General features: G+C 43.4%; 21 protein-coding genes. 20 read left to right on the forward strand and 1 reads right to left on the reverse strand.

Annotated features, from left to right (window positions below):
* Positions 1 to 22 precede the first annotated feature (22 nt).
* Positions 23 to 1,303, forward strand: a complete 1,281-nt coding sequence (locus tag ACFOU2_RS24705; protein ID WP_377918984.1) for an MFS transporter — start codon at positions 23 to 25, stop codon at positions 1,301 to 1,303.
* A 365-nt stretch (positions 1,304 to 1,668) separates the two neighbouring features.
* Here ACFOU2_RS24705 and ACFOU2_RS24710 read toward each other — a convergent pair whose 3' ends face one another.
* Positions 1,669 to 1,869, reverse strand: a complete 201-nt coding sequence (locus ACFOU2_RS24710) for a cold-shock protein (protein WP_377918985.1) — start codon at positions 1,867 to 1,869, stop codon at positions 1,669 to 1,671.
* A 352-nt stretch (positions 1,870 to 2,221) separates the two neighbouring features.
* On the opposite strand from ACFOU2_RS24710, the gene ACFOU2_RS24715 reads away from it, so the two are divergent.
* The 19 genes from ACFOU2_RS24715 (at position 2,222) to hisH (ending at position 21,661) form a co-directional block, all read left to right on the forward strand.
* Positions 2,222 to 3,478, forward strand: a complete 1,257-nt coding sequence (locus tag ACFOU2_RS24715; RefSeq protein WP_377918986.1) for a DUF445 domain-containing protein — start codon at positions 2,222 to 2,224, stop codon at positions 3,476 to 3,478.
* Positions 3,479 to 3,684: 206 nt separating this feature from the next.
* Complete coding sequence (locus tag ACFOU2_RS24720) at positions 3,685 to 3,918, forward strand: DUF2198 family protein (protein ID WP_377918987.1); 234 nt, start codon at positions 3,685 to 3,687, stop codon at positions 3,916 to 3,918.
* A 234-nt stretch (positions 3,919 to 4,152) separates the two neighbouring features.
* The gene (uvrB, locus tag ACFOU2_RS24725) at positions 4,153 to 6,132 is read left to right on the forward strand and encodes an excinuclease ABC subunit UvrB (RefSeq protein WP_377918988.1); all 1,980 of its coding nucleotides are present in this window, start codon (positions 4,153 to 4,155) and stop codon (positions 6,130 to 6,132) included.
* A gap of 10 nt (positions 6,133 to 6,142) precedes the next feature.
* Positions 6,143 to 9,019: an excinuclease ABC subunit UvrA gene (uvrA, locus tag ACFOU2_RS24730; protein ID WP_377918989.1), complete on the forward strand. Its 2,877-nt coding sequence runs from the start codon at positions 6,143 to 6,145 to the stop codon at positions 9,017 to 9,019.
* A 335-nt stretch (positions 9,020 to 9,354) separates the two neighbouring features.
* Positions 9,355 to 9,666: a DUF4870 domain-containing protein gene (locus ACFOU2_RS24735; protein ID WP_377918990.1), complete on the forward strand. Its 312-nt coding sequence runs from the start codon at positions 9,355 to 9,357 to the stop codon at positions 9,664 to 9,666.
* 41 nt (positions 9,667 to 9,707) lie between these two features.
* Positions 9,708 to 10,811 (forward strand): DUF4097 family beta strand repeat-containing protein, encoded by a 1,104-nt coding sequence (locus ACFOU2_RS24740; protein WP_377918991.1) that lies wholly within the window; start codon positions 9,708 to 9,710, stop codon positions 10,809 to 10,811.
* Between the two features lie 12 nt (positions 10,812 to 10,823).
* Complete coding sequence (locus tag ACFOU2_RS24745) at positions 10,824 to 11,021, forward strand: PspC domain-containing protein (RefSeq protein WP_377918992.1); 198 nt, start codon at positions 10,824 to 10,826, stop codon at positions 11,019 to 11,021.
* 2 nt (positions 11,022 to 11,023) lie between these two features.
* Positions 11,024 to 11,386, forward strand: a complete 363-nt coding sequence (locus tag ACFOU2_RS24750) for a phage holin family protein (protein ID WP_377918993.1) — start codon at positions 11,024 to 11,026, stop codon at positions 11,384 to 11,386.
* A 149-nt stretch (positions 11,387 to 11,535) separates the two neighbouring features.
* The gene (gene hprK, locus ACFOU2_RS24755; protein WP_377918994.1) at positions 11,536 to 12,474 is read left to right on the forward strand and encodes an HPr(Ser) kinase/phosphatase; all 939 of its coding nucleotides are present in this window, start codon (positions 11,536 to 11,538) and stop codon (positions 12,472 to 12,474) included.
* Positions 12,475 to 12,491: 17 nt separating this feature from the next.
* Positions 12,492 to 13,301, forward strand: coding sequence for a prolipoprotein diacylglyceryl transferase (gene lgt, locus ACFOU2_RS24760; protein WP_377918995.1), 810 nt, complete (start codon positions 12,492 to 12,494; stop codon positions 13,299 to 13,301).
* Positions 13,302 to 13,318: 17 nt separating this feature from the next.
* Positions 13,319 to 14,263 carry a nucleoside recognition domain-containing protein gene (locus tag ACFOU2_RS24765; protein WP_377918996.1) on the forward strand — a complete coding sequence of 315 codons (945 nt, stop codon included), beginning with the start codon at positions 13,319 to 13,321 and terminating at the stop codon, positions 14,261 to 14,263.
* Entirely contained in the window at positions 14,253 to 14,900 is a 648-nt protein-coding gene (gene ppaX / locus ACFOU2_RS24770) for a pyrophosphatase PpaX (RefSeq protein ID WP_377918997.1), read from the forward strand. Before ACFOU2_RS24765 ends, ppaX begins: the two co-directional genes overlap by 11 nt.
* Positions 14,897 to 15,400, forward strand: a complete 504-nt coding sequence (locus tag ACFOU2_RS24775; protein WP_377918998.1) for an acyltransferase — start codon at positions 14,897 to 14,899, stop codon at positions 15,398 to 15,400. Before ppaX ends, ACFOU2_RS24775 begins: the two co-directional genes overlap by 4 nt.
* A 343-nt stretch (positions 15,401 to 15,743) precedes the next feature.
* Positions 15,744 to 17,078, forward strand: coding sequence for a branched-chain amino acid transport system II carrier protein (brnQ, locus tag ACFOU2_RS24780; protein ID WP_377918999.1), 1,335 nt, complete (start codon positions 15,744 to 15,746; stop codon positions 17,076 to 17,078).
* Between the two features lie 212 nt (positions 17,079 to 17,290).
* On the forward strand, positions 17,291 to 18,475 hold the full coding sequence (locus ACFOU2_RS24785) for an ATP phosphoribosyltransferase regulatory subunit (protein ID WP_377919000.1): 1,185 nt from the start codon (positions 17,291 to 17,293) through the stop codon (positions 18,473 to 18,475).
* On the forward strand, positions 18,472 to 19,101 hold the full coding sequence (gene hisG, locus ACFOU2_RS24790) for an ATP phosphoribosyltransferase (RefSeq protein WP_377919001.1): 630 nt from the start codon (positions 18,472 to 18,474) through the stop codon (positions 19,099 to 19,101). The genes ACFOU2_RS24785 and hisG overlap by 4 nt, the downstream gene beginning before the upstream one ends.
* Positions 19,102 to 19,114: 13 nt before the next feature.
* Positions 19,115 to 20,380: a histidinol dehydrogenase gene (gene hisD / locus ACFOU2_RS24795; protein ID WP_377919177.1), complete on the forward strand. Its 1,266-nt coding sequence runs from the start codon at positions 19,115 to 19,117 to the stop codon at positions 20,378 to 20,380.
* Between the two features lie 63 nt (positions 20,381 to 20,443).
* Positions 20,444 to 21,028, forward strand: coding sequence for an imidazoleglycerol-phosphate dehydratase HisB (gene hisB, locus ACFOU2_RS24800; protein ID WP_377919002.1), 585 nt, complete (start codon positions 20,444 to 20,446; stop codon positions 21,026 to 21,028).
* A complete protein-coding gene (hisH, locus tag ACFOU2_RS24805) occupies positions 21,029 to 21,661 on the forward strand; it encodes an imidazole glycerol phosphate synthase subunit HisH (RefSeq protein ID WP_377919003.1) in 633 nt (210 codons plus the stop codon).
* The last annotated feature ends 1 nt before the right edge of the window (position 21,662 follow it).

Here is a 21,662-nt window from a genome sequence, read left to right on the forward strand (position 1 = left end):
ACACAATGTTGAGGTGAATAAAATGAACGCGATTACAAGAAAGGAACGAAATATCGCGGGATTGCCGGTCGCCGTAATTTGGGGCTATGTCGCCACGCTCATCTTTATGGCGGGTGACGGTCTCGAGCACGCATGGTTGTCTCCGTATCTTATCGAAAAGGGATTGACTGTTCAACAATCTGCCACTCTTTTTGCCGTATATGGAGCCGTGTTGGCGATCGCATCTTACTTTTCTGGTGTACTCACCGAAATGTGGGGACCAAGGAAAGTAATGATTATAGGACTGGTTACTTGGTTAATTGGTCAGGTTCTATTTATTGAATATGGTTTAAAGCTAAACAGTTACGCTATCATGTTACCAACTTATGGAATTAGGGGATTGGGTTATCCTTTATTTTGCTATTCCTTCTTAGTGTGGGTTACTTATCGCAGTCCTGATCGCATTTTGGCTACAGCTGTAGGTCTGTTCTGGGCAGCTTGGAGCGGCGGGCTTTATGTTGTGGGCAGTTATTTTCCAGCCTACATGTTACCAAAGATTGGATATATCGGCTTGTTGTGGAGTGCAGTAGCCTGGGTATTGATTGGTGGTATTATTGGCCTTATCGTGGTGAAAGACGATATAAGAAAAGAGCAAAAGGGAAATGCGAAGGAAAAGCTAAAAAGCTTATTGAGTGGATTTACCATTTGTATCGAACAGCCGAAAGTTGCGATAGGCGGAATAGTCCGGATTATCAATTCGACAGGTATTGGTTCATTGCCTATCTTTTTCCCGATGTACTTGTCTTCTAAATATGGATTCACCACTGAACAGTTTCTGCAGATGTGGGGCACCATGTGGTTTGCAAATATCGTATTTAACCTTATCATTCCTTACATTAGTGATAGATGGTTGGGCTGGCGCAAAACGATTATGTGGATTGGCAGCTTTGGCATGGGTGTCATGTTACTGGTTATGCTTTACACGCCGCAAGTTTTTGGCAGCAGTTTCTTGGCCTTGAATATTGTGGGTATTATCATGGGAATTGTTCTTTGTGGTTTTGTTCCACTTTCAGCCCTGGTCGCATCGTTGGCACCTGAGAAAAAAGGATCTGCAATGGCCATTGTAAGTTTTGGTGCCGGAATGTCCTACTTTATCGCACCGGCTATCGTTGGAGCATTCATCGGCAGTATCGGTGTTCATGGGGTCATGTGGATATTCGCTGGCTTGTATTTTCTTGGTGCGTTTTTGATGAAATTTATGAAATTGCCGAATGAAGGAAAACAAAATGAAAGCGGTCATCTTTCTGAGAAACAAGCAGGTTAAAATGAGGAATACTCCAATATGGAAGTAGGATTCCATACGAGACAAGCAGAACCTGATTGGTACGCAAGAACTTCAATCGAGTATTTGAGACAGAAATTGAATAAAGAAGTAATATTGCGGGCCTTGTGGTGTATAAACTACAAGGCCTAAAATATGTATCATAATTCCAAAATAAAAAACGCAAGGGAGAATCAAGCGAATGCGGAGTCAAAAAGAGGTATTACTGCATTCATATAAGGGTCCATTTTGCAGGGGATGACTCGAAAGGGGTAATTTTTCCTCTTTTGGGGTCACCCCCTTTTTTAGTTAATCCAGCTAAAATAAAAACAGACTCGGAATTTAGAGTTTGTTTATTGTATCGTCAATTATACTTTACGCACGTTTGTCGCTTGCGGTCCACGTTGGCCATTTTCGATGTCAAAAGTAACTTCTTGACCTTCATCCAATGATTTGAAACCTTCGCTTTGAATAGCTGAGAAGTGAACAAATACATCCTCTCCACCTTCACGCTCGATGAATCCGAAGCCTTTTTCACTGTTAAACCATTTTACTTTACCACGTTCCATTTTTATTGCCTCCTAGTATGTGAAAAATACACAAAATTACAATTTAATTTTGCATATTTATTATATCCAGTTAAAATCTTTTTAAAACTTGAATTGGCCTAGCATCCTCTTGGATCAAAGAAATTCATTAGATAGAGCTGTATCCTCAACAAAAATTCAAACTATCATCACGAACATGATATTAAATGTTAGATAATACGACATAGGCGGATTAGAGGGTACCCATTTCATTTTGATATAAGATGGACGCTTTATTCACCATGTATCCGGTGATAAATAACTGCTTTTATTTTGTTATTTCCGTTCTATTTCGTTATAGTAAATTTATATACTAAAAGCTGAGGGAATGAAAATGTCAAAACAAGGAACAAAATCAAAATACTTAGCCAGTTTTTCTCTTGGAATAATGGGAACCGGTTTTCTCGCAACCATTCCTTTTCAAGAATCTGTTTTTTTGAGGCTGCTGCATGGAGGATTTGAAGCGGGGGTAGTAGGTGGTTTGGCTGATTGGTTTGCGGTTACTGCCTTATTTCGGCATCCGCTCGGTTTACCGATTCCCCATACGGCTCTTTTACCTAAAAATCGTCAACGGATGACAGATGCACTCGTTTCCATGCTTGAAAACGAGTGGCTGACAAAAGAAAGCATCACGGATAAAATGAAGCAAATGAATTTTACCGAGAAAACCCTTCAAATTTTGGAGAAGGAGCTTCATTCAGATACGGTGAAGAAGGGCATCGTTTCTATGCTGGATCAAATGATTCGTCATCTTGATATGGAGAAGGCTTCTCCTTTCATTGAAAAGGAAATAAAGAAGTACCTTTATTCCATGAAAACGGAGGAGGTTCTGCAAGCCGCTGTCAATCAAGCTCTTATTCACGGATATGATGAGAAAGCAGTCGATTATATTCTTGCAGAAGCCGAAAAGTGGGCATCGAAAAAAGAAACGAGCAATCAGTTGGGCAATTTGGCCTCCCAATTGTTAGATAATATAGAGGGAGACGGCTTTTTGCAGTTTGCCCTTAATTCCGTGAAGAACTTTATCAATGAAGAAAAAATCGGCCATATTCTTCAAACATTTATTCTAAAAAATATAAGCAAGCTGCGCCATACAGACAACAAGCATAGACAAGCCTTGCTTTCACGCATCCGCCAAGAACTGCAAGACATAAAGGAACATGAAGAAAAATTAAAAGCGATAAATGGCTGGAAGGATAAACTTGTCGATGAATGGCAGCCTGCCGAGCGAATCAGCGGGGTTTTGCGGGAGCTCCAGCAAAGAGCATTAACCTTCATTCAAGATCCACAATTTAGCGACCGGTATGTTTTGCCCTTTTTAAAGCGTTTAATCGATAAAATCAAAGAAGATCCGGAAAAAATGGATAGCCTTGAAGACTGGGTGCAAAAGCAACTTGTTTCTCTTATTGAGAAGAACCACTCGAAAATCGGCAAGCTTGTAAGAGAAAACCTTGACAAGCTGGATAACGCTACTCTTATTGATATGGTCGAAAATAATATAGGGAAAGATTTGCAGTGGATTCGGGTCAATGGGGCCGTTTGCGGCTTTGTCATCGGGCTTCTTTTAGAGGGAGTAAAAGCATTGATTTAAGACGGTTCATTCTAGACGCCGTACATTTTAGGGTGCGAAGGAGCAGAAACGGATCGCTATTTAGAAAGCAGAAGAAGTACGGGGGAAATTTTATTGGTTCCTTAAACACTTAACTGCTTACATGAGTATGTTTAAGATAAGTTGTGCGATTAGTCTTATCTTAATTTTTCCAGTTGGACGTTCAGAGGACGAAAGGAGGGATGTGGATGGTTGTAAAAATTATATCGGGAATCATTGTGCCATTTTTGCTTATCATCTTCTTTACGAGAGTAACCTACAGCGTTGTGGTCGGAACATTGCTGACGGTCGTGTTGTTGGTCCTTTCCGTTTATAAAGGATATGCCGACTATCCGGTAGTCATCGCTGTCGAAATTGCCTCCGTTATTATCGGGGTCATTTATGCGAGAAAAATGCTGGACGGGCTGAGGGAGAAAGCATAGACAAGGAATATGATGTCTCATTTTAATGGAAGGATAAATCCTTTATTTTACCATTCTCTATCCCTTTGCTTAAAGGGGACATCAGGAGATGTTTCCTTTAAGCCCATATAAAAATATCCTCCATAAAAACGGAGGATATTTTTATATGGGAATATCAGTTCGTATTTTTGGAGTTTTCCTATCCAACTGTGCTACAATGAGATTATATTTTTTTGTGTGATTGGAGGCTTTTGCGTGAAAGACCAATTTGAATTAGTGTCTGCCTATTCACCGCAAGGAGATCAGCCAAAAGCGATTGAAACGCTTGTTGAAGGAATTAATCAAGGAAAAAAACATCAAGTGCTGCTTGGCGCGACAGGGACGGGTAAAACGTTTACCGTTTCCAACGTGATCAAAGAAGTGAACAAGCCGACACTTGTGATTGCCCATAATAAAACATTAGCAGGACAGTTATACAGCGAGTTCAAAGAATTCTTCCCGAATAACGCGGTCGAATACTTTGTCAGCTATTATGATTATTATCAACCGGAAGCTTATGTACCGCAGACCGATACGTTTATCGAAAAAGATGCGAGTATAAATGACGAAATCGATAAACTTCGCCACTCAGCGACGTCTGCCCTGTTCGAACGAAAAGACGTGATTGTGATTGCCAGTGTTTCATGTATATACGGCTTAGGTTCGCCGGAAGAATACAAAGAAATGGTTGTGTCGCTTCGTGTCGGTATGGAGAAGGAGCGGAATCAATTGCTGCGCGAGCTCGTGGATGTGCAATATGAGCGCAACGATATTGATTTCCAGCGCGGAACGTTTCGTGTGCGCGGAGATGTTGTGGAAATCTTTCCGGCATCACGGGATGAACATTGCATCCGCATCGAGTTTTTCGGTGATGAAATTGATCGTATCCGTGAAGTGGATGCATTAACAGGAGAAATTTTGGCTGAGCGTGAACATGTCGCCATCTTCCCGGCTTCCCACTTCGTTACGCGTGAGGATAAAATGCGCATTGCCATTCAAAATATCGAAAAAGAGCTGGAAGAGCGCCTTCACGAGCTGCGTGAGAACGGAAAACTGCTCGAGGCGCAGCGCCTTGAACAGCGTACGCGCTACGACTTGGAAATGATGCGCGAGATGGGCTTTTGTTCGGGAATCGAAAACTATTCCCGCCATTTGACGCTTCGTCCGCCAGGCTCAACACCTTACACGCTGCTGGACTTCTTCCCTGAGGATTTTTTGATTGTAATCGATGAGTCCCATGTTACGGTTCCGCAAATTAGGGGAATGTATAATGGAGACCAGGCTCGTAAACAAGTATTGGTGGATCATGGCTTCCGCCTTCCATCAGCATTGGATAACCGCCCATTGAAATTTGGGGAATTCGAAAAACATATTAACCAAATCGTCTATGTATCGGCTACACCAGGGCCGTATGAGTTAGAAAAAGCCCCGGAAGTCGTAGAACAAATCATTCGTCCGACAGGTCTTTTAGATCCTAATATTGATGTGCGTCCAATTGAAGGACAGATTGATGATTTGATCGGAGAGATCCAAGAGCGAATTAAACGCAATGAACGCGTACTCGTGACAACCCTCACGAAGAAAATGTCCGAAGATTTGACGAATTATTTAAAAGAAATCGGAATTAAAGTGAACTATCTTCACTCGGAAGTTAAAACGCTTGAACGTATTGAGATCATTCGGGAACTCCGTCTCGGTAAGTATGATGTATTAGTCGGCATCAACTTGTTAAGGGAAGGGCTGGATATCCCCGAAGTGTCGCTTGTGGCGATTTTAGATGCCGACAAAGAAGGATTTTTGCGCTCAGAGCGTTCGCTCATCCAGACGATTGGACGTGCAGCAAGGAACGCAAACGGCCATGTCATTATGTATGCAGACCGCATGACAAATTCAATGGAAATTGCGATCAATGAGACAAAACGCCGCCGTGAGATTCAAGAAGCGTACAATAAGAAGCATGGCATCACGCCCCAAACCATCCAAAAAGCGGTACATGGTTCAATTCGTGCGACGATTGCGGCGGAGGAGACGGAAACGTATGAAGCAGCACCAGCTGTCGGCAAAATGACGAAAAAAGAGCGTGAAGAGATGATTGCGAAGCTTGAATTGGAAATGAAGGAAGCAGCGAAAGCATTGAACTTCGAGCGTGCAGCTGAATTGCGCGATTTACTAATAGAGTTAAAAGCGGAAGGATGATCAAAAAAGTATGGCTATGGAAAACATCGTAGTAAAAGGAGCGAGGGCTCACAATTTAAAAGATATCGATGTCACCATTCCGCGCGACAAACTAGTCGTTCTAACGGGGTTATCCGGTTCGGGCAAATCTTCCCTTGCCTTTGATACCATTTATGCGGAAGGGCAGCGACGCTATGTCGAATCCCTGTCCGCATACGCACGTCAGTTTTTAGGGCAAATGGATAAACCGGATGTAGATGCCATTGAAGGGCTCTCACCGGCTATTTCAATCGACCAAAAAACGACGAGCCGCAATCCCCGTTCAACGGTCGGAACAGTGACGGAGATTTATGACTATTTGCGTTTGTTGTTTGCGCGTGTTGGACACCCGACATGTCCTGTTCATGATGTAGAGATTACGTCGCAGACGATTGAGCAGATGGTTGACCGAATCATGGAATATCCGGAGCGTACGAAGCTCCAGGTACTGGCACCCGTTGTGTCGGGACGAAAAGGGACTCATGCCAAGGTGCTGGAAGATATTAAAAAGCAAGGGTACGTAAGAGCTCGCGTTGATGGAGATATCCTGGATCTGTCAGAAGAGATTGAGCTTGAAAAAAATAAAAAGCATTCCATTGAAGTGGTTGTGGACCGGATTGTGGTGAAGGAAGGAGTGGAAACCCGTCTTGCGGATTCACTCGAAACAGCTTTAAAGCTTGGAGAAGGAAGGGTCATCATTGACGTCATCGGGGAAGAAGAGCTGCTATTCAGTGAACATCATGCCTGCCCGCTTTGCGGTTTTTCCATCGGGGAATTAGAGCCGCGCATGTTTTCTTTTAACAGTCCGTACGGCGCTTGTCCAAGTTGTGACGGATTAGGCTCCAAATTGGAAGTGGATGTTGACCTTGTTATCCCTAATTATGATTTAACATTGCGTCAACATGCGATTGCCCCGTGGGAGCCGACAAGTTCTCAATATTATCCGCAGCTGTTAGAAGCGGTTTGTAACCATTACGGTATTGATATGGATGTACCGGTAAAGGACATTCCAAAGCATTTACTGGATAAGGTGATGTATGGAAGTGATGGGGAAGACATTTACTTCCGTTACGAAAATGATTTCGGGCAAATTCGTGAAAATTATATCCAATTTGAAGGGGTCATCCGGAATGTTGAGCGCCGTTACAAGGAAACAAGCTCGGATTATATTCGTGAACAAATGGAAAAGTACATGGCCCATCAACCTTGTCCGACTTGTAAAGGGAACCGTTTAAAGAAAGAAAGCTTAGCGGTCTTAATTGACCGCCGTCATATCGGTGATGTAACAAAGCTTTCCGTTCAAGAAGCGTACGAGTTTTTTACGGCACTGCGGTTGACAGAAAAAGAAATGAAAATTGCCAACTTGATTTTGCGTGAAATTCAAGAGCGTTTAGGTTTCCTAAACAATGTTGGTCTTGATTATTTAACATTGAGCCGCTCGGCGGGCACCTTATCAGGAGGAGAAGCGCAGCGTATCCGTCTGGCGACGCAAATCGGCTCCCGCCTGACAGGCGTTCTCTATATTTTGGATGAGCCGTCTATCGGACTCCATCAGCGCGATAACGATCGCTTGATTCAAACGATGCAAAGCATGCGCGATATCGGTAATACATTAATTGTCGTCGAGCACGACGAAGACACCATGATGGCGGCCGATTACCTTATTGATATTGGGCCCGGTGCCGGTGTTCACGGGGGAAAAGTCGTTTCAAGCGGAACACCGGAAGAAGTGATGAACGATCCGAACTCGTTAACAGGCCAGTATTTGGCGGGGAAAAAGTTTATTCCGCTGCCTCATGAGCGAAGAAAAGCTGATAAAGACCGGATGATTGAAATTGTCGGGGCCAAAGAAAATAACTTGAAAAACGTTCGCGTCAAATTTCCGCTTGGTACGTTTATTGCGGTAACGGGCGTATCCGGCTCCGGAAAGAGTACACTCATCAATGAAGTGTTACACAAAGCCCTTGCCCAAAAGCTTTACAAGGCGAAAAGCAAGCCTGGCGAGCATAAAGAAATCAAAGGGCTAGAAAATCTCGATAAAGTCATTGATATCGACCAGTCACCAATCGGACGCACGCCAAGGTCGAACCCGGCTACGTATACAGGAGTATTCGATGATATCCGCGAGGTGTTCGCCCAGACGAATGAAGCGAAAGTACGCGGTTATAAAAAAGGGCGTTTCAGTTTTAACGTCAAAGGCGGTCGTTGTGAAGCATGCCGAGGGGATGGCATTATTAAAATCGAAATGCATTTCTTGCCGGATGTATATGTGCCGTGTGAAGTGTGTCATGGAAAACGATACAACCGCGAGACCCTGGACGTAACGTATAAAGGGAAAAACATTTCAGACGTATTGGAGATGACAGTCGAAGACGGACTTCAATTTTTTGAAAACATCCCAAAAATCAAGCGTAAGCTGCAGACGATTGCAGATGTCGGCCTCGGTTATATTCGCCTTGGACAGCCGGCGACGACGTTATCGGGCGGGGAAGCCCAGCGTGTGAAGCTTGCATCTGAGCTGCATCGCCGTTCGACGGGCCGTACACTCTACATTTTGGATGAACCGACAACAGGTTTGCATATCGATGACATTTCCCGTCTCTTGAAGGTATTGCAGCGGCTTGTGGAAAACGGTGATACCGTGCTTGTGATCGAGCATAATCTGGACGTGATCAAAGCGGCCGACTACCTCGTGGATCTTGGACCGGAAGGAGGAGACGGCGGCGGACAAATCGTTGCGACCGGAACGCCGGAAGAAGTAGCGGAAGTGGAAGGTTCCTATACAGGACGTTATTTAAAACCGATCTTACAGCGTGACCGCCAACGGATGGAAGAGCGCATCAAGCAGGCTGAAGCGGTAACGAATTAACAGCAGATTGAACATTTTTTGAAAGAGGCTGATTCGAAAGCATGTTTTCGGGTCAGCCTCTTTGCTTGTATATTAATTCCAGTTAACCTTTTTACATCATCCTTCGCTTTTTATTCTGTTTTTGGCCTTTCTGTTCTCCCATCCTGAATAAGCTTCCAAAGGTTCTCGTATAAGCGGGTGACAAGAACCCGTAAGGGAGCTTGTCACCCGCTTATGCGTAAATTAAGGGAGATGGATTGTTTTTCATCCATCTCCCTTAATTTATGTGGATTTGGATAGCATATGAAACTATTTGGTGGAATAAACGTATAACAAATTGAAGGAGTTGAAAAAGGATGGAAGTTAAAAAAATCATTTCTTCCTTATGTTACTTCAGTGTGTTTTTTGCCCCGTTTTTGTTTCCTGTTATCGTCTACTTTGTAACGGATGAGTATGACGTGAAAAGGCATGCGAAAGCCTCCTTTATTTCGCATTTAATCCCGGCTTTAACCTTTCTCTTGTTTTTCCTCGCATTTATTCCAGGTATGCCTCTATCAGGAGATCTTATATTCGGCTGGTTTGTGATCATGATGGTTGTATTTGGGATTTTAAGCTTGATTATTACGATTTGGAATATTGTCAAAGGCATTAAAGTGTTACTTTCTTGATTCATGGAGGAAAAGATGATGGACGGCAGGGGGCATCATGGATGATTGAAAAGCGAAAGCAAATTCTAAAGATGGTAGAAGAGGGGAAGCTATCTGCAAATGAAGCATTCATGCTGTTAGAAGCATTAGAAAAAGATGAAAAGAAAGCAGCGGTGAAGACAGAAGAGATCGTACAAGAGCTCTCAACCGTTGTATCCGGTCATGGAAAAAGTACATCCAAACAGCAGTCGGCATCCCATGTGTCGTTTAAAGATAAATTTTTAACATTTGTAGATCAAACGTTAAAAAAGGTGAAGGATTTAGATTTGGATTTTAATTTTGGTCCCTCTTATGAAGTGAGGCATATTTTTCAACATTCTGCGGGCTGCATCCAGCAAATTGATATTGATATAACGAATGGCGGAGTGGAGTTGCTGCCGTGGACTCACCAGGATGTTCGAGTGGAGTGTGACGCCCTTGTGTATAAGGTGGAACACCAAGAAGCGGCACGGCAATCTTTTTTACAGAGTGTCACTTTTTCGATTGAAAATGGCTTGCTTCGGTTTTTGGTTCAAAAAAAGCATTTGAAAGTCAAAACGAAGATTTACATTCCATCAACGATGTATGAACGAGTAAAAGTTAGGATGTTCAACGGTGCCATTTTTGCAGAAGGGGTAAGCGCCGGGGAGTTAAAAATGAAAGCGGCCAATGGGGCCATTCATCTAAAAAACATTCGGGCTGAAGAGGCGGAAATCGAAACAGCGAACGGCCACATTACCATAGATGGGTCCCATGTGAAGAATTGTGAAGCAGAAACCATTAATGGATTGATTCGTATGGAAGGGGCATATGAGAAAGTAAATATTCAAACATTCAACGGCAGCATCAAGTGCCATTTTAAGGATGAACGTACAGAGAAGATTTTCTTGAAAACGACGACCGGAAGTATTGATGTATGCGTACCGAATACGGCGGCAGTGGAAGGAGATTTAAAATCGAATCTCGGAAATTTTACATGTTTGCTTCCGAATCTGGAAATAGTAGAAGAAAAAAATGAAACGGTACAAAAAGTCTTGCGTTTTAGAGCCAATATGCTTTATGGACGAACATGCAAACTGTTTGCAGAGTCCAAAACAAGTTCCGTTACCATTAAGAATAACGGCTAAGGAGTGGACGGCATGAAAAAACTTTATCGTTCCCGTAAGAACCGGAAGCTGGCCGGTGTGATCGGAGGACTTGCCGATTATACCGGATGGGACGTAACTTTGCTCCGTATTTTGTTTGCCCTTGGGGTCATTATAGGGTACGGCTCTCTTGCGCTCATTTATTTAATTTGGATATTTGTTGTACCGGATGAAGAGGGGACGACGTACTAGAGATGTTTCATTGGTTAATCCGTATTTTAGTGAATTCCCTTGTATTAATTGTGATTGCAGGATATATAGAATCGTTCTATTTGGAGTCTGTGAGTGCGGCCGTTCTCGCCAGTATTTTGTTATCCATCCTAAATGTCATCGTGAAGCCAATCTTGATTTTCTTGACTTTGCCTGTTACTTTCCTGACACTCGGTTTATTTTTATTTGTCATCAATGCGGTTACATTAATGATTACCCAAGCACTTATGGGGGATTCATTTGTGATCGAAGGGTTTGGTACGGCTGTTATAGCGTCCGTCATTATGTCCGTGCTGAATCTTTTCATTCAAAACTTGATCATTGAGCCGTTGCAAAAACGGAAATAATACTTCATTTCTTTTATTAGTCAAATAATGCTAAAATAAAGATGCTGCACTTTGTACAGCATCTTTATTTTGGTTGTTTAGGGTAAGCATTGAGGTCAACTGCCACCCTAGGGGTTTTAAGCCCGATTCTATAAAAAGGAGGAAATAGTGTGGCCAGAGTTCGAACGAAAGACATCATTGAAAAGTTTAATCTAGAGCTTGTCAGCGGGGAAGAAGGGATTAACCGCCCCATTACAACAAGTGATATTTCTCGCCCCGGGATTGAAATAGCAGGCTTTTTTACATATTATCCGGCAGAGCGCCTTCAATTATTAGGTAAGACGGAACTTTCATTCTTCCAGCAATTAGACTCTGAAGAGAAAAAAATTCGGATGGAGAAGCTTTGTACCGATATTACACCGGCCATTATCGTTTCGCGTGAGATGGGAGTGCCGCCTGAATTAATCGAAGCATCTGAACGTGAATCCGTGCCAGTGTTGCGTTCACACATGAAAACGACACGCTTGTCGAGTCATTTAACAAACTTTTTAGAAAGTAAGCTGGCACCAACGACCGCTATGCACGGTGTTTTAGTCGACGTATACGGAATAGGGGTCTTGATTACAGGCAAGAGCGGTGTTGGTAAAAGTGAGACGGCTTTGGAATTGGTGAAGCGCGGCCATCGTCTTGTAGCGGATGATTGTGTAGAAATTCGCCAGGAAGACCAGGATACTCTTGTTGGGAATGCACCTGGCCTGATCGAGCATCTTCTTGAAATTCGCGGATTAGGCATCATTAATGTGATGACCCTGTTCGGTGCGGGAGCTGTTCGCAGCTATAAACGCATCTCCCTTGTTATCAACCTGGAGCTGTGGGATCAAAACAAACAATACGACCGACTCGGGTTGGAAGAAGAGAAAATCAAAATCATTGATACAGATGTTACGAGGTTGACTGTTCCGGTTCGTCCAGGGCGAAACCTGGCTGTTATCATTGAAGTGGCGTCGATGAACTTCCGCTTAAAGCGGATGGGAATTAATGCAGCCGAGCAGTTTTCAAATCGCTTAACAGATGTAATCGAAGATGTTGATCATCACGATGAACTTTAAGGAAAGGGAGTGAAATTGTGCTGGGGAACATTCAACCGTTGGACCGTGTATTCCTTCATCTAGGTCCAATCACCATTTATTGGTACGGGGTCATCATCGGTGTCGGAGTATTGCTGGCTTTGTATATCGCAACACGTGAGGCAGAACGTCGCGGTCTCTCAAAAGAGTTATTTGTCGACCTTGTGTTATTTGCGGTACCGATTGCCATTATCTGTGCCCGGATTTACTATGTCATTTTTAAGTGGGACTATTATTCGCAGCATGTGAGCGAAATCCCGCAAATCTGGCAGGGGGGAATTGCCATTCACGGCGGTCTGATAGGGGCTGTGGCAACTGCTCTTGTCTTTTCAAAGATAAAAGGGGTTTCCTTTTGGAAGCTCGCTGATATTGCAGCACCAAGCATTATCCTTGGGCAGGCGATTGGGCGCTGGGGAAATTTCATGAATCAGGAAGCACACGGCGGCCCTGTAACGAGAGAATTTCTGGAAGGGTTGCATTTACCGGATTTTATTATTAATCAAATGTATATTAACGGTACGTATTATCATCCAACGTTCTTATATGAATCGCTTTGGAACTTAGTTGGTTTTATTTTATTGATCGCACTGAGACGGGTGAATTTACGCCGGGGCGAGATGTTTTTCACGTATATCATTTGGTACTCAATTGGACGCTTCTTTGTAGAAGGGCTGCGGACGGACAGCTTGATGTTGACGGAAACGCTGCGCATTGCCCAAGTCATTTCACTGTTCTTTATTGCTTTAGCCATTGTCTTGCTGATCATTCGCCGCGTAAAAGGCTGGAGTAAGGAACGATATTTAGAGTAGAGAAGGGAGGGTTACGTTTGGTTGGCTCGATTAAAAAGGGATTGTTTGTTGGCTTAAAGACGACATGGACGCTTGGTAAAATCATTTTTCCGATTACGTTGATTGTCTCCATTCTTCAGTACACTCCGATCATCCACTGGTTCGCCAAACTGATTGCGCCGCTTATGGGCTTTATCGGCTTGTCAGGCGATGCGGCCATTCCGCTTGTGCTGGGAAATTGCTTGAATTTATATGCTGGAATTGGAGCCATACTATCATTAGATCTAACGGTGAAAGAAGTCTTTATTCTTGCTGTCATGTTATCATTCTCTCATAACTTGTTTATTGAAACAGGAGTAGCGCTTAAAGTAGGCGTCAAGCTCTGGGTCATCCTTGCGGTTCGTATCGGACTTGCGATTGTGTCGGCTTTTTTCATCAGCTTGCTGTGGCAGGGCGGGGGTGAACCGGCTCAGTATGGTTTTCTTTCCTCAAAAGCGGAAGAAGTAAACGGATGGATGGCCATCTTCATGCACGGGATCGAAAAAGCGAGTTTTGGTATTATTCAGCTTGCCTTGATCGTCATTCCTGTCATGATCGGGATGCAAATTTTGAAAGACTTAAACTGGTTGGTGAAGTTTTCGAATTGGATGGCACCGGCGACAAGGATACTTGGAATGAAGGAAAATACATCTCTAACGCTTGCGACAGGATTACTGATTGGATTAGCATACGGAGCAGGTGTCATGATTCAAGCGGTCAAAGAAGATGGGGTATCCTCAAAAGATGCGACACTGGCCTTTATCTTTTTAGTGGCGTGCCACGCGGTTATAGAGGATACGCTCATTTTCGTTCCGTTAGGAATCAACGTGCTGCCGCTCCTGCTCATCCGGGTGTGTGTAGCTATTCTTTTAACGATCATTGTCGCAAGAATTTGGAATCGAGCCGAAATTGTAAGCAGAAAGGAAGCAACATATGAGCATTAACACGATTCTTTTTGATTTAGACGGAACATTGATTGATACAAACGAACTTATTATTTCTTCCTTTTTACATACCTTGAATAAGTTCTATCCGAACAAGTATCAGCGTGAGGATGTCCTTCCATTTATGGGGCCCACTTTATATGAAACATTTGTTAGCATCGACAAAGAACGGGTACAGGAGCTCATTGATACGTATCGCGAATACAACATTTCGCACCATGACCTATTGGTGAAAGAATTTGAAGGCGTATTTGAAACCGTTCAATGGCTGAAAGAGCAAGGATATAAACTGGGTATTGTGACGACGAAAATGAGCAATGTGGTCATGATGGGATTAAAGCTGACTAAGCTGGACCAGTTTTTTGATGTGATTGTGGCGATCGATCATGTGACCAATCCAAAACCGCATCCAGAACCGATTGAAAAGGCGCTCCAACAATTGGATGCTAAGCCGGAAGAAGCACTGATGGTTGGAGATAATCATCATGATATCTTAGGCGGAAAAAATGCTGGAACGAAAACGGCGGGTGTCGCGTGGAGCGCAAAAGGACGCGAGCACATCGCACAGTACGAGCCTGATTTTATTTTAGAAAAGATGAGTGATTTAAGGGACATTCTTGGAGGAATGAAAGTTTGAGGAGAACGACACGTTATCCTGTAGAGGGGGCTAATTCGCTTTGGCATGTTTATAAAACGGTGCCGTTTTGGAAAGTCGTCAAAAACTTTCTAGTGATTCAAATTGCACGCTACACTCCCTTTTTGTCTTTGAAAAACTGGTTGTATCGAACGTTTTTGCGTGTGAAGGTGGGAGAGCAAACGTCAGTTGCCCTCATGGTCATGCTGGATGTGATGTTTCCTGAAAAAATTCAAGTTGGCCGCAATACCGTCATTGGGTACAACACGACGATTTTGGCCCATGAATATTTAATAAAAGAATACCGCTTAGGTGAGGTCATCATCGGGGACGAAGTCATGATTGGGGCTAATACAACGATTTTACCCGGTGTCACAATTGGAGACAGAGCGATCGTCTCAGCCGGAACGCTCGTCCATAAAGACGTACCCGCCGGTGCCTTTGTCGGCGGAAACCCGATGCGGATCATCTATACAAAAGAGGAGATGGAAAAAAGAGAGTGATTTAAACGGCGTAAAGAACAGGCCGTTTAAATCACTCTACTGAAAGAATTTTTATTATTCTTTAAAATTTATAAGACACCCTCACGAACTTGAGTATTATAAGAATTCTGGCAAATCAAGATTTTACTGACCCCTCATGTTATATGAAGACAAAGGAGAAATTGTTTTTTGAGATGTATAGATCTCTAAAAAGAACTTCTCTATTAGAATAGCCCAGCTATCTTTAGATAGCTGGGCTATTCTAATAGAAAAAATTAATTTTAGTTATTTTTTATTATTCTGTAGATTTCAAAAAAAGGAGTTGTTATAATTCAACTTATTCACTTTGAAAAGGAAGGTCATCATGAAGCGTTTTACTCAAAAAGAATTGATTTTCATTAGTTTTATGTTATTTTCCATGTTTTTTGGTGCAGGCAATCTCATTTTTCCTGCCTTTTTAGGACGTTCTGCAGGCGATGATGTTTGGCTCGCGCTGGCAGGGTTTGTTGTTTCCGCTGTTGGTCTGCCTATACTTGGCGTGTTGACCGTCGCGAAAGCGGGCAGTTTCGAGACACTCACAAGAAGGGTTCATCCTTTGTTCGCCGTCATCTTTCCATTTTTAATTTATGTTTCGATTGGCCCTGGTTTAGCCATTCCCCGTGCCGGAACGATTGCGTATGAGATGGGAATGAAACCATTTCTGCCTGAAGCTGCGGCTGATAAGCCTTCCATGCTTTTGCTTTATACGATTGTGTTTTTTAGTATTGTTTTATGGTTAAGTTTGTCGCCTTCCAAACTTGTGGATCGATTTGGAAAGCTGTTGACGCCCATTCTTTTATGTATAATTGTAATCATCTTTGTTAAAAGCCTGCTCACTCCAATCGGTTCGTTCAGTGCTCCTTCAGAGCAATACCGGGATGGTCCTCTGTTAAAAGGTTTTTTAGACGGATATTTAACGATGGATGCATTGGCATCGCTTGTGTTTGGTATCGTGGTAGCCAATACGATTCGTGCTAAAGGTGTAGAAGACTCTAAGAAAATATCAAAGTATATGATGATAGCGGGGCTTGGAGCTGGAACATTGCTTGCCGTTATCTATAGCATTCTCGGTTATCTTGGCGCTTCGAGTGCAACGCTCGGAAAAGCTGAGAACGGGGCACAAGTATTAACGATTGTTATGAATGACCTGTTCGGTCAAGGCGGCACAATGATGCTGGGGGCGTTATTTACACTTGCGTGTTTATGTGTATCAATCGGTCTTGTCATTTCATGCAGTCAATATTTTTCAGGCATTCTGTCATTTTTGTCTTATAGAAGCTGGGCTGTTGTGTTAGCTGCTTTAAGTACGTTAGTAGCAAACCTGGGACTGACTCAGATTCTCGCTGTTTCTGTACCGATTTTAGGTGCCATTTATCCGATGGCTGTTGTGCTGATCATCCTTGGTTTATTTGATCACTATGTGAACAAAGTGAAAGATGTCTATTTTACGACCATCTTATTGACGGGCTTATTTAGCCTAACAGAAACGATTAACGTTACATTTTTATCGCACTCATTGGATGGCGTATTAGGAAAATTCCCTCTTTATGATCAAGGAGTCGGCTGGATTGTTCCATCTCTAATTGGAATGGCATTAGGGGCAATGTACAGTAAAGTAAAGCAATCCGCATCTCCAGCGAATAAGAAAACAGCGGCATAAGCCATAGTTAAAAGCTGTTGAGACATGAAATCTCAGCGGCTTTTCTTGTTTAAGAAAAGGGGAAAGAGCAAAACATAGTGAATATGTAAATGCATGAATTGTGTGTCAATAGGTTGACGGGTTCCAGGAACCGTTGTAAACTACATATAACTTTAATTTATTATCTTGTTAACACATTAGCAAACTAAAGTATATAAAAAGGACGTGTCTTGGTGGCAAAATTATTTATGTTTGAGAAACCATTAGGTATGCGTGATACATTACCTGCCTTGTATGAAAGGAAAAAGCAAGTTCGTGAAAAATTAGCCGCGGAAATAGAAGGATGGGGCTATCAATATATGGCAACTCCAACTCTTGAATATTATGAAACGGTTGGAGATGCTTCTTCCATTTTAGATCAACAGTTATTCAAATTATTGGATAAAGAGGGGCACACGCTCGTGTTGCGTCCTGATGTGACAACTCCGATTGCGCGTGTAGCGGCCTCCAAGCTCTTAAACCGCATTCCGCTTCGTTTAGCGTATGAAGCAAATGTGTTCCGCGCTCAACAAAATGAAGGAGGAAGACCTTCTGAATTTGAGCAAGTGGGTGCGGAGCTCATTGGAGATGGAACCATCAGCGGGGACGCGGAAGTGATTGCCCTTATGATCCATGCATTAAAGCGCGCAGGGTTGTCTTCCTTCAAAGTGGCAATCGGTCATATCGGTTATGTTAATTCCCTGTTTTTAGAGATTGTGGGAAACGAAGAGAGAGCGAACGTACTGCGCCGTTTTCTTTATGAAAAGGATTATGTGGGGTATCGAAATCATGTGAAAAAGCTTGGTTTATCGTCCATCGATAAGCAGCGTCTTCTGCAGTTGCTAAGTCTGCGTGGAAATGAAATGAAGATTGTGGAGGCCATTGATTTAGTAGAAAACGAAACGGGCAAAGAAGCCGCACGTGAACTGCAAAGATTGTGGGCCATCCTTGAATCATACGGGGTCACAAATGAAATTAAAGTGGATTTTAATTTAGTGAGCCATATGAGTTATTACACAGGCATTCTATTTGAAGTGTTTGCCGAAAACGTCGGTTTCCATATCGGCAACGGCGGCCGTTACGATCAATTGCTTGAGAAGTTCGAAAGACCGACACCGGCGACAGGTTTTGGTATTCAACTGGATCGTCTTATTGAAGCGTTAAATGGAAAGGGATATGAGTCTCGTCCTGCTATTTGTATTTTGTTCAGTCAAGAACGACTGGAAGAGGCCTTAAGCATGGCGAAGCAAAAAAGGCAAGAAGGAGAGCGTGTCGTTCTTCAAGATGTAGCAGGCGTGCAAAATATTGATGGTTTTACAACGACGTTTGAAGAAGTCATTTATTTAATCGGAAAAGCCAAGAAGGAGGGAGAGAAATGAGCCAAGTAACGATTGCGATGCCGAAGGGCCGTATTTTTGAAGAGGCCGCCGAACTTTTACGAAAAGCAGGATTTCAACTTCCTCCCGAGTTTGATGATTCGCGCAAACTGATCATTGATGTACCGGAAGAAAACATGCGATTCATTTTGGCAAAGCCGATGGATGTGACCACATATGTGGAGCATGGTGTAGCAGACCTTGGAATTGCCGGAAAAGACGTATTGCTGGAAGAAGAGCGCGATGTATATGAATTACTGGATTTAAAAATCAGTAAATGCCATTTAGCGGTAGCCGGTCTTCCTGATACGGTTCCTTCCGATGTAGCGCCAAAAATAGCAACAAAATATCCGAACGTTGCTTCTACTTATTTTCGGGAGCAAGGAGAGCAGGTAGAGATCATCAATTTAAATGGATCCATTGAGCTCGCACCAATGATCGGGTTGGCAGAACGGATTGTGGATATTGTGTCAACGGGCCGTACGTTAAAAGAAAACGGACTCGTGGAGCTTGAACATATTACGGATATTACATCCCGCTTAATTGTGAATCCCGTCAGCTATCGATTGAAGGATGAGCGAATTGATGAAATCGTTCAGCGTTTAACAGCGGTGGTAGAAGAGGTATAGGAGAGGTGAGATGATGAACATTCAACGCATAACAAACGGAGTGAGCTTGAAACGTACGATTGATCAAGGAACAGAGGAGCAGCGCAAGACGGTTTTATCCATCATCGAATCGGTCCGAACCCAGGGGGATGAAGCATTAAAGCAATATACCGAAACATTTGACGGTGTATCGCTAACCTCTCTTTTGGTGAGTGAAGGGGAAAAGAAGGAAGCGTACGAACAAATCAGCGATGAGATGCTTATGATCATTCGTGAAGCGGCAGCCAACATTCGTGATTATCATGAGCGGATGGTGCAGCAATCATGGATGGTGACAAAAGAAGACGGTACGATCCTCGGACAGAAGGTGACACCTCTTGATGCAGTCGGTGTATACGTACCGGGTGGAACTGCCGCTTATCCATCATCCGTACTGATGAATGTCATTCCTGCCCAAGTAGCGGGTGTGAAGCGAATCGTGATGGTGTCACCGCCCCAAAAAGACGGAAAGCTTCCGGCGGGTGTTTTGGTGGCGGCCCATGAGCTTGGGGTAAAAGAGATTTACAAGGTAGGCGGAGCGCAGGCCATTGCCGCTCTGGCTTACGGAACGGAAACGATTCAAAGCGTAGACAAAATTGTAGGTCCCGGAAACATTTATGTCGCTCTGGCAAAGCGTGAGGTATTTGGACTGGTGGATATTGATTCCATTGCAGGACCAAGTGAAATTGTCGTGTTAGCAGATGAAAAGGCACGTGCGAATGAGGTAGCCGCTGACTTGCTTTCCCAGGCGGAACATGATATGCGGGCTTCCAGTATTCTCGTTACCACGTCTATGACATTGGCCGAAGCGGTAGCCGGTGAAGTGGACAAACAGCTTGAAACTTTGCCGCGAAAAGAGATAGCCCGGGCATCGATTGCTGATTATGGCGCTATTTATGTAGCGGACACGATGGAGCAGGCGGTTCAAGTGGTCAACGACCTCGCTCCGGAGCATTTGGAAGTGATGACGGAAAACCCGATGGAATTATTAGGTTCCATTCGTCATGCCGGTGCCATTTTCCTTGGAAGATACAGTTCAGAGCCGGTTGGCGACTACTTTGCCGGCCCGAACCATGTGTTGCCGACAAATGGGACTGCAAAATTTTCAAGTGCCTTGTCAGTCGATGCTTTTATCAAAAAATCGAGCATCATTTCATACAGTCAAACCGCTTTGAAGCAACATCACTCGAAAATTGCTGCCTTTGCCAGATTAGAAGGATTAGAAGCACATGCCCGAGCGGTTGAAGCGCGTTTTAAATAAGGCAGTCAATTTTACAGATCTTCGCTAACATGTTCTGTGCATCAAAGGAAGGAGAGATAAGGCATGAGAGAGGCAAGTATTCAGCGTAAAACAAAAGAAACGGATATCGCGTTATCCATTAATCTTGATGGAGAAGGGGTTTCAAACCTTGAGACAGGTGTTCCGTTTTTAAATCATATGCTTGATGCGTTTACGAAAAACGGACTTTTCAATGTCGAGATCAAGGCAGACGGTGACCTTGATATCGATGATCACCATACAACGGAAGACATCGGTATTTGTTTAGGTCTTGCATTGAAGGATGCGCTTGGTGACAAAAAAGGAATTAAACGATACGGGAATTCATTCGTACCGATGGATGATGCCTTGGCCCAAGTTGTGGTGGACTTGAGCAACCGCCCTCATTTTGAGTTGAAAGGGGACATTCCGGCAAGCCGCGTCGGTACGTTTGATACGGAACTTGTCCATGAGTTTTTATGGAAGTTTGCTTTAGAGGCCCGGATGAATTTGCACGTTATTATTCACTATGGGCATAATACACATCATATTATTGAAGCGGTGTTTAAAGCGCTTGGGCGTGCGCTGGATGAAGCGACGACCATTGATCCGCGAATTAAAGGAGTTCCGTCAACGAAAGGAATGTTATAAATGATTGGCATTATCGATTATGGAATGGGGAATTTATACAGTGTCAGCAAAGCGTTGGAAAGGTTAGATCATGACTATTTCCTCTCGGATAAACCGGCAGAGTTAGCGAAGGCGAAGGGATATATCTTACCGGGGGTCGGATCGTTTAAAGATGCAATGGAGTTGTTAAATAAACTGGATTTAACAACCTTTATTCAAAATGTGAAGGCGGAAGGAAAGCCGTTATTAGGTATTTGCTTAGGGATGCAGCTTCTATTTGAAGAGAGCGAAGAGAACGGATTGACAAAAGGATTCGGTTTTTTACAGGGACGCATCACAAAAATTCCCGGAGTCAAGGCGAACGGTGAACGCTATAAAGTACCGCACATGGGATGGAATTCTCTTGCTATTCATCAGGGTTCTCCTCTTTTAGAAGGGGTGGAAGAAGGATATGTCTATTTTGTTCATTCTTATTATGCTAAAACGGAAGATCGTTCAATTCTGCTAGCGACAAGTGAGTACGATGTAGAAGTGCCAGCCGTGGTCGGAAAAGGAAACATATTCGGTGCGCAATTTCATCCTGAAAAAAGCAGCAGCTTAGGGATGAAAATCCTTGAAAACTATGCGAACTATGTAGAGAAAAGGGGAAGCTAAT

This window comes from Bacillus songklensis, from assembly GCF_042649685.1.
Classification (GTDB): Bacteria; Bacillota; Bacilli; order Bacillales; family Bacillaceae_H; genus Bacillus_BA; species Bacillus_BA songklensis.